This window comes from Arthrobacter sp. NPDC056691 (assembly GCF_042791415.1).
Lineage (GTDB): Bacteria > Actinomycetota > Actinomycetes > Actinomycetales > Micrococcaceae > Arthrobacter.
Window position 1 is genome coordinate 37,249 of record NZ_JBHTXX010000009.1, and the last position, 16,969, is coordinate 54,217.

Genomic DNA, 16,969 nt, shown 5'->3' on the forward strand with positions numbered 1-16,969 from the left:
TACGCCTGCAGTCTATGGCGGACGGCCGGCACGCGCTTGAATGGTTGCAGATCTTTTCGCGGGCAGGAGCTGCAGGAGGCACACATGAACGCCAAGGGCGCCAGGAGCACGGACTACACCTTCTTCACGGCCTGGCGCGTGGCCGGGAGTGCGGAGGACGTCGCGCAGATCCTGGGCGACCCCGTCGGACTCGCCCGGTGGTGGCCGTCCGTATACCTCCGGGTGGACCTCATCCATCCGGGCAAGGAGAACGGCATGGGCCGGATGGCGAGGCTGCACACCAAGGGCTGGCTCCCCTACACCCTCCGCTGGACGCTGACCGTCACGGAACCGATCACCGGCAAGGGCTTCGCCATCCGCGCAACCGGCGATTTGGACGGGACCGGACGCTGGACGTTCGAACAGGACGGCCCGGAAGTCCTGGTCACCTATGACTGGCGGGTCAGCGCCACCAAGCCGCTACTGAGGCGGCTCAGCTGGCTGCTCAAACCCGGGTTCTCGGCCAACCACCGCTGGGCAATGGCCCGCGGGCAGGAGAGCCTGGCGCTGGAGCTGCGGCGCCGGCGGGCGGGAACCGGTACGCAGTCCGTGCCCGCACCACCGCCGCCCACGTTCCGCGGGTGGCGGGGCGTGGGCGGCGGATGGACCAGCGGGTTCGCGGCTAGGCGTTAGCCAGGACGGGCTCCGGCGGCGCCTGGTTCCGGCTGGCCTTCGGCTTGGCGAACCGCAGGTACAGTGACGGGACCACGAAAAGGTTGAGCAGGGTGGACGTCACCAGCCCGCCGAGGATCACCAGGGCCATGGGATGTTCAATCTCATGCCCGGGGATGTTCCCCAGGACCACCAGCGGCACCAGGGCAAGCCCCGTGGCCAGGGTGGTCATGAGGATCGGCGAGAGGCGTTCCCCGGCGCCCCGCAGGACCAGTTCCGGGCCAAACTTCTCGCCCTCATATTTCTCCAGGTGCTGGCAGTGGTTGATGAGCAGGATGCCGTTCCTGGCCGCGATGCCCATGACCGTCAGGAATCCCACAATGGAGCCCAGTGACAGGACACCTCCGCCGATGAAGGCGGCGAACACTCCGCCCACCAGGGCAATCGGCAGGGTGAGGATCACCAGCGTCGCCAGCCGCCAGCTTCCGAAGGCCACCTGCAGCAGCAGGTAGATCACGGCCAGTGCCCCGATGGCGAGTGTCAGCAGGGTGTTGGTCGCCGCCTGGCGCTCCTGGAACTCACCCAGGATCTGCGTACGGAATCCCGGAGGCAGCTCCACTTTCTTGAGCCCGTCCTCCATGGCCGCAACCACGTTGGCCAGCGTGCCTTCCTTCACATTGGCCTGGATATCGATGCGCCGGGAGTGCGCATCGCGCTGGATGACGTTCGGTGTCGGCTTGACCTGGACGCTCGCCACATCGGACAGCAGGATCTTCTGCCCGCCCGGTGTATCGATCGGCAGGTTCCTGATGCTGCTGATATCGGAACGGACCTCCGGCGGGCTCCAGACCTGGACGTCATATGCCTTGCCGCCCCGGTAGACGTCGCCCACTTCCTCGCCGGCGACCAACGTTGCCGCGGCCCGCCGGACGTCGCCCGGCTTCAGCCCATAGCTCTGGGCCTTCGCCAGGTCGACCTCGATATTGACCTGCGGGATGTCCTTTTGCAGCGCCGTCTGGACGTCGATGGCTCCTTCGGTGGCGTCGAAGATGGAATGGATTTCCGCCGCCTTTGAGCGCAGGAGCGCCAGGTCGTCCCCGTAAAGCCGGACGACGACGGCGTTGCTGGCACCGGTGAGAACCTCACGGATCCGCTCCTTCAGGTAGGTCTGGACGTCACGCACGATGCCGGGATAGCCGTCCACCACTTCATGGATTGACTTCAGCGTCTTGTCATAGTCGACTGCGGGGTCGATGCTGATCCAGTTCTCGCCGAAGTACACACCCACGACCTCGTCGGCGTTAAAGGCCTGCCCGATGTGAGATCCGCAGTTCCGGACCCCCGGGATCGTCAGCAGTTCCTCGCAGGCCTTCTGGCTGACGCGGTACTCCTCAGAAACCGACGTGCCCGGCTGGGTCAGCCAGTGCATCAGGAAGTCGCGCTCCTTGAAGTCAGGCAACAGCGACTGCCCGAGCAGCGGTGCCGTGATGGCGCCGATGGCCGCCATGGTGCCGAAGGTCGCATACCCCGCCACGGGCCGCCTTACCATCCGGCCCAGGACCACGCGGTAGCCGCGTTTCAGCACCCTCACCAAAGGCGGTTCCTGCTCCTTCAGCGGGACTTTCCGCATGAAGATCAGTGCTAGCGCGGGGGTGACGGTCAGCGCCACGAGCATCGACGCCAGCACGGCCAGCGTGTAGGAGATGGCCAGCGGCCTGAAGAAGGCCCCGGTCAGACCCTGGAGGAAGAAGATCGGCACCGCCGCGGCGATGATGATCAGCGTGGCATAGATGATCGGCCCGCGGACCTCCAGCGAGGCCTCCAGGACCACCGATGCCGTGGATCTTGTGCCACCCTCAGCCCTGTGCTGCCGGAGTCTTCGGATGATGTTCTCGATGTCGATGATCGCATCATCCACCACCACCCCGACCGCAATCACCAGCCCCGCCAGGACCATGGTGTTCACCGATGCCCCGGTGAGGTAGAGGACGGACGCGGCCGTCACCAGCGACAGCGGGATGGCGATCAGGCTGATCAGCGCCGTGCGCCATTGGAAGAGGAATGCACCCAGAACCAGCACCACGAGGATGCAGCCCAGCATCAGCGCGCGGCTGAGGTTATTCAGGGACTCCTCGATGAAGGTTGCCGGCCGGAAAATCTCCGTGTCGACAGTGATGTTGCTGAGTCCCGGCTTCATCTGATCCAGCGCGGCCTCCACGCCCCTGGTGACTTCCAGGGTGTTGCCCCAGGGAAGTTTCTCGACGATGAGCATCAGCCCTTCGCCCTGGTTGATCACGGCGTCGCCAATGAGCGGCTGGTGGTCTTCCACGACGTTGGCCACGTCACCGAGGCGGAGCGGCTTCCCGTTCTTCTCCTCGATGGTGATCTCCGCGAGGTCCTTCGAAGTGGTGATCGGCAGCACGTGCTGGATGCTGAGCCGCTGGTTAGGCGTCTCAATGTGGCCGCCGGTACCGATGACGGAACCCGGCGAGTACTGCAGCAGGCCGGCATCGAGGGCGTTGGCGGTGACCTCCATGACCTGGTTCAGGCTGACGTCGTTGGCCTTCAGCTTCTCCGGAATGGCCTGCACCTGCAGCATCTGCAGGCGCTCACCCCAGATGGCCACGTTGGCCACGCCCGGGACCCGCAGCAGGTGGGCGCGGATCTTCCAGTACGTGATCATGGACATTTCCATGAGCGAGCGCTGGTCCGATGTCAGGCCGATCTTCATGACCCGGCTGGTGGACGAAAGCGGCTGCAGCATCACCGGCGGCGCCGCCCAGGTGGGCAGCGACGGCGTGACGGTGGCGATCCGCTCCGAGACCAGCTGGCGGGCCTTGAGCAGGTCCGCCCCCGGGGCGAAAATCATCACGATCGAGGACAGCTGCTCCACGGACTTGGAGCGGATCTCGTCCAGGCCCTCGACGCCGTTGAGGGCGTCTTCGAGCGGAACGGTCACCAGCTGCTCCACCTCGGCGGCGGTCAGGCCAATGGCGATGGTCTGGATCTCCACCTTCGGCGGGGCGAATTCGGGAAACACATCCACCGAGGCCGTGCTGAGCTGGACGCCGCCGAACGCCATCATTGCCACCGCGATGGCCACCACCAAGGCGCGGAATTTCAGGCTGAACCCGACAATCCGGCGCATGTCAGTGACCCTTTGTGCCGAATTCGGCGCCGAACAGTTCCGCGGCACCAACGGTGACAACATCGGTTCCTGCAGGCGGACCGGAGCGGAGCTGCACCTTGTTGTCGGCGATCTTGTCCACCGTCACCGCGGCCCGGATGTAGGTCCGCGGCCCGGGATTGGTGTAAACCCAGGTCTTGCCGTTGGCATCGTAGACCAGGGCTCCATAAGGCACCTGCAGCGGACTGCCTTCACCCTTGGCCACCTTGACCGTGGTTACTCCCAGCCTTTCCACTGCCTTGTCCGTCAGGGTCAGCCGGTTCAGGTCCGGGCCGGCCTTCTCCATGGTGGACGCCGCCTGCCCGGCGGGCGCCGCCGCCGTTTTTACCGCGGCGCATCCGGAGAGTCCCATCGACGCTGCGCAGGCCAGCACCAGAACAGAACGCCAGACCCCAAAACTACTATTGCTTTTCATGACAATTCCGACCTCTCTGCCAGAACCGGTCCGTTGTTGATCACCAATGAGCTCCCCCAGTCCGTGTTGGAGCGTGGACCAATGCGGAGGAAGAGGATCGGCAGAATAAAGAGGGTCAGCAGGGCAGAAGTGATAAGCCCGCCCCACACAACCAGTGCCAGCGGAAGGATCATGCCCCCGCCAACCGGGCCGCCGAGCAGCACCAGCGGCACCAGTGCCAGTCCGGTGATCACGGTGGTCAGAACCGTTGGCAGAAGCCGCTCCCCGGCCGCCTGCCGCATGAGATGCGCCGGCGAATCCGACGGGGCGCGGGACTGCAGGGACTGGTACGTTCCCATCAGCATGACCACGTCCCGGATTGCCAGGGCGAGGACTGCTGCCAGCGCCACCAGCACGTAGACGGAGCCGAAACCGCCGCCCAGATCGGCGGCGAGAATGCCACCGGACAGTGCCACCGGGAGCAGCAGGAACACCAGACCGGCGAGCCGCCAGTTGCCCAGGACGGTCAGCAGCAGGACCAGGATGCCGGCTGCCGCCGCGAGGGCGAGCCACCAGATAAACGCACCGGCGGCCTGCTTTTCGGCGTACTGCGGCGGGATCTCAGCGTGGTACTCCACCGGGAACTGCATTCCCTTGATGGCGGCCTGGACGTCCCGGGTGACATCGCCCAGGTTGCGGCCCTGGATGTTCGCCACGACGTCGATGCGCCTGGAGGTGTCGTCATGATGGATCACGGCCTGGTTCGGGCGGAGCGTGACCTTGGCCACGTCGCCCAGCCGGACCTGCCCGCCTTCAGGCTTGTCAACCATCATGTCGGTAACGCTGGTCAGGCTGTTCCGGGTGGATTCCGTACCTTTGACGATCACCTGGAAGACCTTTTGCTGCTCGAACAGATACCCCACCTCGATGCCCTGCAGAACGGTGGCAGCCGCCCGCCGGACATCGCCGGGCTTGACGCCCTGCTTCTGCGCCTTGGCCAGGTCAACCTCGATTTCCGCAACAGGCTGGGCTACCGTGACATCCACCTGAGGGTCAACCACGCCGTTGGTACGCGAGAGGATCCCGCGGATTTCGTCTGCTTTCTGCCGGAGGATCTCCAGGTCCACGCCGAAAACGCGCACCCTGAACTGCCGGTTGTCGATCGCGCTGGCAGCAGCAACCTGCTGCTCCGGGTAGGTGGTGACCTTCGCCGTCATGCCCGGGTATCCCTCAACAATCTCCCGCACTTCAGAGCGCACCCTGCTGACGTTGACGCCGTCCTCCATGGTCACCCACAGCTCGCCGGCGTTGACGTCCGAGGAGGTATCGGAGGTAATGGCCCGTCCAACGTGGCCGCCCACAGAGGAGACTCCGCGGATTCCGCTGAGCTCTTCGCTGGCCTTGGTCATGACCCTGTTCATCACGTCAGTCCCGGTGCTTGCCGCCGCTTCCCATTCCACGAGGAGGGTCCGGTCGGGTACAGCGGCCACAACCGGAAGTTCCTTCGTGGCAGCAGGGACGATGGCAAGTGCCGCAATGGCCATTGCCGCCGCCGCAAGGGCGAACACCGTGGCCACGGTTCCGGTGAAGGCCCGCGCCGAACGCTCGTAGCCGAGCCGCGCTTTGCGGACCACCGAAAAGCTGCGCCGGGGCCGCCGGTGACCCCGCAGCAGCAGGCTCGCAAGGGCGGGCGTGACTGTCAGGGCGACGAGCATTGCCACGGCGGTGGCCAGCAGGTAGGACAGCACCAGAGGCTTCAGGAACGCACCCTCCACGCCAGGCACGAACAGCGCCGGCGCCACTGCGAGCAGCGCCGTGAGTCCGGCGAACAGGACGGGAACGCGGGACCGCTGCAGCCCGTGGGCAAGCAACGCTTCACGGGATACCCGGTCGTCGGCCGATTCCCGCCGGAAGCTGTGCAGGTCGGTGATGACGTCGCCGATGACAACGAGCAGGGCAAGGACCAGGCCGGCGAACGCCATGACGTTCAGGACCGCTCCCTGGAACTGCAGCACCAGCGCCGCAGCCATGGCCGCCACGGACATGGAAACGAAGGCCAGCACGGCGTACCGCCAGGAGCGGAATGCGATGCCGACCGCCGCCGTGACCACCAGGAGGCTGACCAGCAGGGCCAGGCCCAGGCTGCCGACGGCGGACTCAACGAATGAGGCCGGCCGGAACACCGTGGAGTCCACGGTGATGCCCGAAAGGCCAGGACGCAGGCCGTCCAGCACCGCCTCAACACCCTGCGTCACATCCGCGACGCTCGTGTCCGGGAACTTCTCGATGACCAGCAGCAGGCCCGGCGACTTGCCGGTGACGGCGTCACCGATCAGCGGCTGGTGGTCCTCACTCAGTGTGGTGACGTCAGCCAGCGTCAGCGATTTGTCCGTTGCGCCTTCAACGCTGACCTTGCCGAGGTCTGCCGGTGTCCGGATCGGAAGCACGTGCTGGATGCCGATGCGCTGGTTGGCGGACTCGAGGAAGCCGCCTGTGCCCGGAGTTGACGCTTCCAGGAAGCTCAACGGGGACACCCACACCGCGTTGCCGGCGGTCTCGACCACCTGGTTAAGGGTGATGTTCTTCGCACGGAGCTGCTTCGGGTCCACCTGCACCTGCAGCTGCTGTTCACGCTGGCCGTAAATGGAAACGTTGGCCACGCCCGGGACACCCATCAGCGCCGGCTTGACGTCCCAGCGGGCCAGGACGGACATGTCGATCGGTGACACGTCCTGGGAGGTCATCTGCACCATCATGACGCGGCTGGTCGAGGAGAGCGGCTGCATCAGAACCGGCGGGGATGACACGTTGGGCAGCGCGAAAGCCTGCGTCAGCCGCTCTGCAACGAGCTGCCGGGCACGGAGAATATCGGTGCCAGGCTCAAAAACCATTTCAATCGAGGAGAGCCCCGGGACTGACTTCGAACGTATTTCGTCGAGCCAGGCAACCCCGTTCAGCAGGTCGGCCTCCATGGGCGAGGTAATAAGCTGTTCGACCTCCACGGCGGACAGGCCCAGTGCCTCGGTTTGGATCTCCACATGGGGTGGAGAGAATTCTGGCAAATTATCCACTGGCATGGACGGCAGGGTGGTTAATCCGAACCCCAGAATGCCGGCAGCAGCGGCTAAAACAATCAATCGAAACTTAAGACTCCAGCGGACAAGCCAACCGGTCATAACCTCAGCCCCCATCGTTATTGGCTTCGGCGGCGTTGCCGGAAACCAATGACTGATGCGCCTCTTCAGGTACGTCCGCAGCGGCGTTGCAGCGGACGAGTGCCGAGCTGTCTCCCCCTCAACCCTGCGCATCCTCCTTGGCCGGAGGACACTTCTGGCAGCGGGAGCGATGACGGACCGCGGCCAGACTACGAGCGGTATTTCCTTGCTGGCTTCTCAAATTCCTACAAGGTGTGGACAAGTGAGACCAAGATCATTTTGGCACACCGAAAACTGCAGATCAACGCAACTTTTCCTTCGAAATTGGCTTATTTAGCACTACCAAAGTGGTTTATCGTTGCATCAACGTCGGTTGGAACCGTTTTGGACCGAACGGCGAATCCCGCCACCTCCGATGTCACAATCCGGGCATCAAATCAGGGCCACCGCCGCGCCTTCGTTGACTCCGGGAGGAACGCCCGCAATGTTAGAGCCATGAGGCCTCAGCGAACCAACAACGGACTACTATGCACGACGGCGGCTGCCGCACTGGCGCTGCTACTCACCGCCTGCGGACCAAGCCAGCCCGCCATCCAGGGGACAACCGAACCGGCACCCGGCTCAACCACCCCCAGCACTCAGGTGGCCCCCGAAACTTCCGCACCGCCGTCGTCCTCTGCTTCACCTGCCCAATCGCAGCCGGCTACGACTTCAGCGGCACCGCAGTCCACCGCCGCCGGCGCCCAGCTGTGCAAGGCCTCAGGACTGAAGGCCACCACGGACGCCACAGGCGGCGGTGCCGCGGGCAGCGTCTACATGGAGCTGATCCTCACCAACAGCGGCAAGGCCTCCTGCCACCTGAAGGGGTTCGCGGGCGTGTCCCTGACCACCGGACCTAACGGGCAGCCGATCGGGGCCCCGGCCCAGCGCGACACGTCCGTCGCCGTCCAGGACGTCCTGCTGGCGCCGGGGAAGTCAGGCACCGCGGTGCTCCGCTACACGCAGGCGGGGAACTACCCGGACTGCACCAAAACCGCTGCCGCCGGATTCCGGATCTACCCGCCGGAGGACACGGCGTCGCTGTTCGTGGCCCGGCCCTCGGATGCCTGCAGCAATGCCTCCATTCAGCTGCTGAGCATCGGCGCATTCCAGGCCCGCTAGCGCAAAACTTGCCCCAAGCAACCTGCGCTGTCCCACGCCTGTTCGGGCCAGAACTTCGTAAGTACACTTACGGTTACGTCGGGGTCCTGGCGGGCAGCGCCGGGCCTGCCGCGGGAACGCCCCGCGACAAAGACGCAGGCCAAAGGCAGGTAGAGACACGTGACGTCACTCTGGTTGGACCGTACCGACACTTTCACCGGCGACCCGTTCACCCCCGGCGAATCCTTTGACACCGTGGTGGTGGGTGCGGGCCTGACCGGACTGACCACGGCGCTGCTGCTGGCGCGCTCGGGACAGGACGTGCTTGTCCTGGAGGCACGGGGACTGGGTGCCGCGGCCACCGGCAACACCACCGCCAAGGTCACCCTGCTGCAGGGCACCGTGCTTTCCGCCCTCCGGCAGCAGTACCCCCAGAAAGTGGTGGACGCCTATGTGTCCGGCAACCGGGAAGGGCAGGCGTGGCTGCTGCGGTACATGGAGCAGCGCGGGGTGCCGTTCCAGCTGCGCGACGCCTACACCTACGCCGCCACACAGCAGGGCACGGAGGCAGTCCGCGGGGAGCTCACGGCTGCCCTCGCCGCCGACCTGGAGGTGGACTACGTACGCGACGCGGGGCTGCCGTTTCCCATCCGGGGAGCAGTACGCCTTCGCGGGCAGGCCCAGATCAACCCCATGGATGTGCTCACCGCGCTGGCAGCGGATGTCCGGGGCCACGGCGGCCGGATCGTCACGGGGGTCCGGGTCCGGAACGTCACGGGCGCGGGACCGTCGACCGTCCACACTGACCGCGGATCGGTCCAGGCCGACTCGGTGGTGCTGGCAACGGGCAGCCCCATCCTGAACCGCGGCCTTTACTTCGCCAAGCTCAAGCCGAACCGCTCCTACGCCGCAGCCCTGGAGCTGGCAGGAGGCGCGGCACCGCCGGAAGGCATGTACATTTCCGTGGAGCAGCCCGTGCGTTCCCTCCGGGACTACCCGGCGGACGGAAGGAATCTCCTGCTGGTGGGCGGCAACGGGCACCCGGTGGGCAAAGCCCGCTCGGAACAGGCACATCTGGAGAACGTCCTGTCATGGGCGCGGCAGCATTTCCCGGATGCCACCGTCACGCACACGTGGTCCGCGCAGGATTACCAGGCCACCAACCTCATGCCGTTCTTCGGCAAGCTGCCCCGCGGCCGTGGGCGCATCCTCTTCGCCACCGGCTACAACAAGTGGGGCATGACCAACGCGGTGGCCGCATCCCTGGGCATCGCGGCGGACATCCTCGGCGGCCAGCTGCCGTGGGCCAACACCATCCACCGCCGAGTGACGTCACCCCCGGGCGCTGCCTCGGCCGTAACCCTCAACGCGGGCGTGGCCGCTACGCTGGCCAAGGACTGGGGCAGGGTCCGGCAGCTGCCTCCGTCGGACGGCACCACGCCGGCGGAGGGCACGGGCACCGTGGCCATGCGCGAACGGAAGCCCGTGGCGACCTCCACCATTGATGGAACGACGTGCAGCCTGTCTGCCGTCTGCACGCATCTGGGCGGGATCCTGCACTGGAACGACAACGAAAAATCCTGGGACTGTCCGCTGCACGGCTCCCGGTTCAGCAGCACGGGGCAGGTGCTGGAGGGGCCGGCCACCCGGGACCTTCCGCCGGCCGGGTAAGGCATCCCCGGTGCTTCATTCAGTGTCAGTGCCGTGAGGCATGATGGAGGCATGCAACCGCGGGAGCCTGCCGGCACGTCCACCGGCACTTCACCAGGGGACCCGATGGGCCAGTTCAGCCAGCCCACCAGGGAGTGGTTCCTCGGTGCCTTCTCCGAGCCCACCCCCGCCCAGCAGGGCGCCTGGAACGCGATCTCGTCCGGCTCACACGCCCTGGTGGTCGCGCCCACGGGCTCCGGCAAGACCCTGGCGGCGTTCCTGTGGGCGCTGGACAGGCTCCTGGTGTCCGGGTCGGCTGCACCGGCTGCCGCTTTGCCCGAGGCTGCCGGCCCTGATCCTGCCGCGCTGCCCGGCCTCGAAGAGCCTCCGGCCGGCACCAAGACCAGGCAGTCACGGGCGCGGAAGCCCAAGCGGAAAACCCGTGTGCTGTACATCTCGCCGCTCAAGGCGCTTGGCGTCGACGTCGAACGGAACCTCCGGTCGCCCCTCATCGGCATCACCCAGACTGCCAAGCGGCTTGACCTGCCGGCTCCCCTGATCACCGTCGGAGTCCGGTCCGGGGATACCCCCGCCTCGGACCGCCGCGCCCTGCTCAGCAACCCGCCGGACATCCTGATCACCACCCCCGAATCCCTGTTCCTGATGCTCACGTCCAGGGCACGGGAAACGCTCAGCGAGGTGGACACCGTGATCGTGGACGAGGTCCACGCCGTGGCCGGCACCAAGCGGGGCGCCCATCTCGCCGTCTCGCTCGAGCGGCTTGACGCTTTACTCCCCGCACCGGCGCAGCGGATCGGGCTCTCGGCCACCGTCGAGCCGCGGGAACTCGTGGCGCAGTTCCTGGCCGGTTCCGCCCCGGTGGAGATCGTGGCCCCGCCCTCGCGGAAGAACTGGGACCTCACGGTGTCCGTCCCGGTGGAGGACATGTCCGATCTGCAGGGCGCAGCCGGGGCCTTCGATTCCGGGCCGGCTTCCGGACTGCAGCCGCAGGCCTCCATCTGGCCCCATGTGGAGGAAAAGATCGTGGACCTGGTGCTGGCCAACCAGTCCACGATCGTCTTTGCCAACTCCCGCCGGCTGGCGGAACGCCTGACCGCGCGGCTCAACGAGATCCACGCGGAACGCCAGCTCCTGAGCGTTGGCGGAGGCTGGGATGACCCCGCCCCGCCCCCACCCGGAGGCGTTCCGGCGTCGACCGCCACACCCGCCCACATGATGGCGCAGGCCGGCAGCACTGCGGGGGCCGATCCGCTGCTGGCCCGCGCCCACCACGGTTCAGTGTCCAAGGACCAGCGTGCCCTGATCGAGGACGACCTGAAGTCCGGCCGGCTGCGCTGCGTGGTGGCCACGTCCTCGCTGGAACTCGGCATCGACATGGGTGCCGTGGACCTCGTGGTGCAGGTCGAGTCGCCGCCCTCGGTGGCCAGCGGGCTGCAGCGGGTGGGCCGTGCCGGGCACCAGGTGGGCGAGATCTCCCAGGGCTACCTGTTCCCCAAGCACCGGGCTGACCTCGTGCACACCGCCATCACCGTTGAGCGCATGCTGGACGGCAAGATCGAGCGGCTCAGTGTCCCGGCCAACCCCCTTGACATCCTGGCCCAGCAGACCGTCGCGGCCACCGCGCTGGGCAGCATCGACGTGGAGGAATGGTTCTCCACCGTCCGCCGCTCGGCACCGTTCGCCACGCTCCCCCGGTCCGCCTTCGAGGCCACGCTGGACCTGCTGGCCGGCCGGTACCCCTCGGATGAGTTCGCCGAACTCCGCCCGCGGATCGTCTGGGACCGCAACGCCGGGACCATCGAGGGCAGGCCGGGCGCCCAGCGGCTGGCGGTCACGTCCGGCGGCACCATCCCGGACCGCGGGCTGTTCGGCGTCTACATCATCGGCACGGAGACGGAGGGCTCGGCCTCACCTGCGGGAGCGGGTGACGGCAGGGGCTCAGGCACGGCCAAGGGCGGCCGGCGGGTCGGCGAACTCGACGAGGAGATGGTCTACGAATCCCGCGTCGGCGACATCTTCGCACTGGGTGCCACCAGCTGGAAGATCGAGGACATCACGCACGACCGCGTGCTCGTCTCGCCGGCGTTCGGCCAGCCCGGCAAGCTGCCCTTCTGGAAGGGTGACTCGCTGGGACGCCCCGTGGACCTGGGCCGAGCCCTTGGCGCGTTTGTCCGCGAACTGTCGGCGTCCGACGTCGGCCCTGCCACCGAGCGCTGCAAGGCCAGCGGCCTTGACGACTACGCCGCCAACAACCTCCTGCAGTACCTGTCCGAACAGAAGCTGGCCACGGAAGTGGTCCCCAGCGATACAACCCTGGTGGTGGAACGGTTCCACGACGAACTCGGCGACTGGCGGGTCATCCTGCACAGCCCCTTCGGCATGCCGGTCCACGCACCCTGGGCCCTCGCGGTCGGCCAGCGGCTGCACCAGCGGTACGGGCTGGACGGATCAGCCATGGCCGCCGACGACGGCATTGTGCTCCGCGTCCCGATGATGGAGGACGAGCCGCCCGGCGCGGAGCTGTTCCTGTTCGACCCCGAGGAGCTGGAGCAGATTGTCACCGCGGAGGTGGGCGGCAGTGCCCTGTTCGCGTCGCGCTTCCGCGAGTGCGCGGCGCGCGCCCTGCTGCTGCCCCGGCAGACGCCCGGAAAGCGGCAGCCGCTGTGGCAGCAGCGGCAGCGGTCCGCCCAGCTGCTGGATGTTGCCCGGAAGTACCCGCAGTTCCCGATCGTGCTGGAAACCGTCCGTGAATGCCTGCAGGATGTGTACGACCTGCCGGCGCTAAAGGATATCGCCGCCTCGGTGGAGCGGCGCGAGCTCCGGATCGTCCAGACCACCACGCAGCAGCCGTCCCCTTTCGCCAAGTCGCTGCTGTTCGGCTACGTGGCGCAGTTCCTCTACGAAGGCGATTCCCCGCTCGCCGAACGGCGGGCGGCCGCGCTGGCCCTCGACTCCACGCTGCTCAACGAACTCCTCGGCCGGGTGGAACTGCGCGAACTCCTGGACGCCAGGGTCATCGACGCCACCGAACGCGAACTGCAGCGCCTTGCCCCCGACCGGAAAGTCCGCGGCATGGAGGGCGTGGCCGATCTTCTGCGGCTGCTCGGCCCCCTGGACCCCGGGGAAGTCGCCGCCAGACTCGCCCCGCCGGCTGAGCCCGCCGACTCTCCGCTGGTTGAGCCCGTCGAAGCTCCGCTGGTTGAACCCGTCGAAACCAGGCCCGCAGACACCCCGCCGTCCGAGGCCACAGTGTCCGAGGCCACAGTGTCCGAGGCCGCCGCCCACCTCACGGCCCTGCAGCGGGCGAACCGGGCCATCAAGGTGACCATCGCCGGCGCCGAACGCTTCGCCGCCGTGGAAGACGCGGCCAGGCTGCGCGACGCCATCGGTGTTCCGCTGCCCATGGGCGTCCCGCTTGCCTTCATCGAGCCGGTGGCGGACCCGCTGGGCGACCTCGTCTCCCGCTATGCCCGCACCCATGGCCCGTTTACCGCCACCGAAGCCGCGGCCAGGCTGGGACTTGGTGCCGCCGTCGTCGGAACTGCCCTGAAGCGGCTGGCGGCCGACGGCCGCGTGGTTGAGGGCGAGTTCCGGCCCCACACGGAGCCTCCCGCCGCAGAGCCCGCTGGCGAAGGCTCAGCTGCCGAGTCGGATCGCGATTCCGGCCTTGACCCCGTCGCGGAGGCCGCGGCGGCGTCGGCCGTCGCCTCCGCGACAGTGGCACTGGCCGGCAGCGAATGGTGCGACGCAGAGGTCCTCCGCAAGCTCCGCCGCCGTTCGCTCGCTGCGCTGCGGGCCGAGGTGGAGCCCGTCGACGTCACCGCCTACGGCAGGTTTCTGCCCGCCTGGCAGAACATCCGCACGCCCGGCGCTGGACGGGGACAGCCGGGGCTGCGCGGACTCGACGGCATCATCACTGCCGTGGACCAGCTTTCCGGCGTGCCCATCCCGGCTTCGGCCTGGGAACCGCTGGTGCTCGCCAGCAGGGTGTCCAATTACCAGCCCGCCATGCTGGACGAGCTCATGGCCGCCGGCGAGGTCCTCTGGTCAGGCGCCGGTGCGCTGCCCGGCAACGACGGCTGGATCAGCCTGCACCTGGCGGATTCGGTGGAGCTGACGCTGAATCCGGCCCCGGATTTTGAACCGGGCGACGCCCAGCGGCGGCTGCTGGACCATCTGCAGGCCAACGGTGGCGGCTACTTTTTCCGGCAGCTGACGGACATTGCCGGCGGCATGGACGCGGTACTGGGCGACCAGGACGTCGTGTCGGCGATCTGGGATCTGGCGTGGGCCGGCCGGGTCACCGGGGACACGTTCGCCCCGGTCCGGTCGCTGATCGCCGGCGGGCACACCGCCCACCGGCAGGTTGCGCGGTCGCCGCGGGCCAGGGCGCCGCGCCTCAGCCGGCTGGGACGGTCGCACGGCGCGGGCCTGCTCGGCTCGCCGGGCCTGTCCGGCGGACGGTACGGGTCCGCCGGCGGCGCGGTGCCCACCCCGCCCCTCGCTGCTGGGCGCTGGTCTGCACTCCCGACACCTGAACTCGATCCCACTGTCCACGCCCGCGCCACCGCGGAGCTGCTGCTCGACAGGTATGGCGTGGTGACCCGCGGCTCGGTCATGGCGGAGAACATCCTGGGCGGATTCGGACTCATGTACAAGGTCCTGGCCCGGCTGGAGGAGGCGGGACGCTGCAGGCGGGGGTACTTCATCGAGCATCTCGGTGCTGCCCAGTTCGCCGTGCCCGCAACCGTCGACCGGCTGCGCTCGTACACGGAGGACGCCCAGCTGGCCAAGCCGGAACCCGTGGCGCTGGCCCTGGCGGCAACAGATCCGGCCAACCCCTATGGCGCCGCCCTGCCGTGGCCGGCCGGCAATGTCGAAGCAGGCACCGGGCACCGGCCGGGGCGGAAAGCCGGTGCGCTGGTGGTGCTGGTCGACGGCGCGCTGGTGCTGTATGTCGAACGTGGCGGCAAGACGCTGTTGGTCTTTGCCGAAGACGAATCCGTCCTCGCCGCGGCTGCCGGTGCCCTCGTGGACGTGGTGAAACGGGGCGCGGTGGACAAGCTCGTGATGGAAAAGGTCAACGGCCACGGCATCCTCGACACCGCTGCGGCATCGGCCTTGACGGCCGCCGGGGCCTACTCCACACCAAAGGGGCTGAGAATCCGTGCCTGAAGGTGACTCCGTCTGGCGTGCCGCCAACCAGCTGCACGCTGCCCTTGCAGGCCAGAAACTTCTCGCGTCCGACTTCCGCGTGCCCCGTTTCGCCACGCTGAACCTGGCCGGCTGGACCATGGAGGAGGTTGTTCCCCGCGGCAAGCACCTGCTGATGCGGCTGGCCGGACCTGCCCAGGAGCGGCTGACCATCCACTCGCACCTGAAGATGGAGGGCAGCTGGCAGGTCTACCCGCCGGGCGGCCGGTGGCGGAAGCCGGGATTCACGGCCCGGTGCGTGCTCCGTACGGCCGCGGCAGACGCCGTCGGGTTTTCCCTTGGCCTGCTCGAGGTGATCAGGACCAGCGAGGAGGACAGGGCTGTGGGGTTCCTCGGCCCGGACCTGCTGGGCCCGGACTGGGACCCGGCCGAGGCCGAGCGCCGGGTGCTGGCGAGGCCGGACGTGCCGGTGGGCGTGGCCCTCCTGGACCAGAGCAACCTCGCGGGCATCGGGAACATCTACCGCTGCGAGGTGTGCTTCCTGGCCGGCATCCACCCGGCGTCGCCTGTTGCCGCGGTGAAGGACTGGCCGGCCATGTTCGCCGACGCCAAGCAGCTCCTCGAGGCGAACCTGGGACCGGGCCGCCGGACCACCCTGCTCAACGCCCGCGGAACTCCGGTGGGCCGGGCAGCCGGCCGTCCGGGCTACTGGGTGTACCGGCGCGAGCACCAGCCGTGCCTGCGCTGCCGGACGCCCATCCGGCACGGCGCGCTGGGGAAGAGTGTGCCTGGCAAGAGTGGTGCGGGAATGGCTGCGGCGGGGAATCCCGGCAGCGCGCCCCCGGCGGTCACCGAGGAGCGCGACATCTACTTCTGCCCGACATGCCAGCCGCTGCTGGGCGGCTCCGACGCCTGAACACTATCGGGACGGCTCGGGGTAGCCAGCCAGCGTCAGGAGGTGGCCACCTCGGACTGGCCCGCGCGGTCCCCGGACTTTGGATCGACGGTTTTGCCGAGGGCGGCCGGAACCATGAAATAGGGCAGCAGCAACTGGACCAGCGGGCCGATCGCCAGAGCATAAACCACTGTTCCCACGCCCACCGAACCGCCCAGGAGCCAGCCCGCACCGAGCACCACCACCTCGATCAGGGTGCGGGACAGACGCACGGACCAGCCGGTGCGCCGCGTCAGGCCGGTCATGAGCCCGTCACGGGCGCCGGGGCCGAAGCGGGCACCGATGTAGCACGCGGAGGCGATCCCGTTCAGCACCACCGCACCGCCCAGCATCGCGATCTGGCCCCCGAGGTGCGAGAACGAGGGGATCAGGGCGAGCCCGACGTCGGCAAAGACGCCCACGAGGACAGCATTGCACAGGGTACCGAAGCCCGGCCGCTGCCGCAGCGGAATCCACAGCAGGAGCACCAGGAAGCTGATGATGATGACCACGACGCCGATGCTCAGGCCCGTCTTGCCGGCGACACCCTGGTGGAACACGTCCCAGGGGTCCAGGCCGAGTCCGGCCCGGATGAACAGGGCCAGCGAAATGCCGTACATGGCGAGGCCGGTGAAGAGCTGTACAAGTCTGCGGATCATCATTGAACCATCCTGCGGCATAAC

At 67.7% G+C, this 16,969-nt stretch carries 9 protein-coding genes; 5 read left to right on the plus strand and 4 right to left on the minus strand.

From position 1 onward, the window contains the following. The first annotated feature begins 84 nt into the window (after window positions 1-84). Window positions 85-672, plus strand: a complete 588-nt coding sequence (locus ACFRAU_RS09750) for an SRPBCC family protein (RefSeq protein WP_377999756.1) — start codon at window positions 85-87, stop codon at window positions 670-672. On the opposite strand, the gene ACFRAU_RS09755 is transcribed toward ACFRAU_RS09750, so the two are convergent. From ACFRAU_RS09755 to ACFRAU_RS09765, 3 genes are read right to left on the minus strand one after another with little or no spacing between them, the layout of a single operon-like run. Continuing rightward, window positions 662-3,799, minus strand: coding sequence for an efflux RND transporter permease subunit (locus ACFRAU_RS09755; protein WP_377999757.1), 3,138 nt, complete (start codon window positions 3,797-3,799; stop codon window positions 662-664). The two genes, ACFRAU_RS09750 and ACFRAU_RS09755, sit on opposite strands and share 11 nt — an antisense overlap. A 1-nt stretch (window position 3,800) precedes the next feature. Continuing rightward, window positions 3,801-4,253: a hypothetical protein gene (locus ACFRAU_RS09760; protein WP_377999758.1), complete on the minus strand. Its 453-nt coding sequence runs from the start codon at window positions 4,251-4,253 to the stop codon at window positions 3,801-3,803. After that, window positions 4,250-7,423: an efflux RND transporter permease subunit gene (locus ACFRAU_RS09765; RefSeq protein WP_377999759.1), complete on the minus strand. Its 3,174-nt coding sequence runs from the start codon at window positions 7,421-7,423 to the stop codon at window positions 4,250-4,252. The genes ACFRAU_RS09760 and ACFRAU_RS09765 overlap by 4 nt, the downstream gene beginning before the upstream one ends. Window positions 7,424-7,882: 459 nt before the next feature. On the opposite strand from ACFRAU_RS09765, the gene ACFRAU_RS09770 reads away from it, so the two are divergent. The 4 genes from ACFRAU_RS09770 to ACFRAU_RS09785 all read left to right on the plus strand — a co-directional run bounded on the left by ACFRAU_RS09770 (window position 7,883) and on the right by ACFRAU_RS09785 (window position 16,268). After that, a complete protein-coding gene (locus tag ACFRAU_RS09770) occupies window positions 7,883-8,548 on the plus strand; it encodes a DUF4232 domain-containing protein (RefSeq protein WP_377999760.1) in 666 nt (221 codons plus the stop codon). A gap of 159 nt (window positions 8,549-8,707) precedes the next feature. Continuing rightward, entirely contained in the window at window positions 8,708-10,198 is a 1,491-nt protein-coding gene (locus tag ACFRAU_RS09775; RefSeq protein ID WP_377999761.1) for an FAD-dependent oxidoreductase, read from the plus strand. A gap of 51 nt (window positions 10,199-10,249) precedes the next feature. After that, window positions 10,250-15,373 (plus strand): DEAD/DEAH box helicase, encoded by a 5,124-nt coding sequence (locus tag ACFRAU_RS09780; RefSeq protein WP_377999762.1) that lies wholly within the window; start codon window positions 10,250-10,252, stop codon window positions 15,371-15,373. Then, window positions 15,366-16,268, plus strand: a complete 903-nt coding sequence (locus tag ACFRAU_RS09785) for an Fpg/Nei family DNA glycosylase (RefSeq protein ID WP_377999763.1) — start codon at window positions 15,366-15,368, stop codon at window positions 16,266-16,268. Before ACFRAU_RS09780 ends, ACFRAU_RS09785 begins: the two co-directional genes overlap by 8 nt. A gap of 35 nt (window positions 16,269-16,303) precedes the next feature. On the opposite strand, the gene ACFRAU_RS09790 is transcribed toward ACFRAU_RS09785, so the two are convergent. Further along, entirely contained in the window at window positions 16,304-16,948 is a 645-nt protein-coding gene (locus ACFRAU_RS09790; protein ID WP_377999764.1) for a YitT family protein, read from the minus strand. Window positions 16,949-16,969 lie beyond the last annotated feature (21 nt).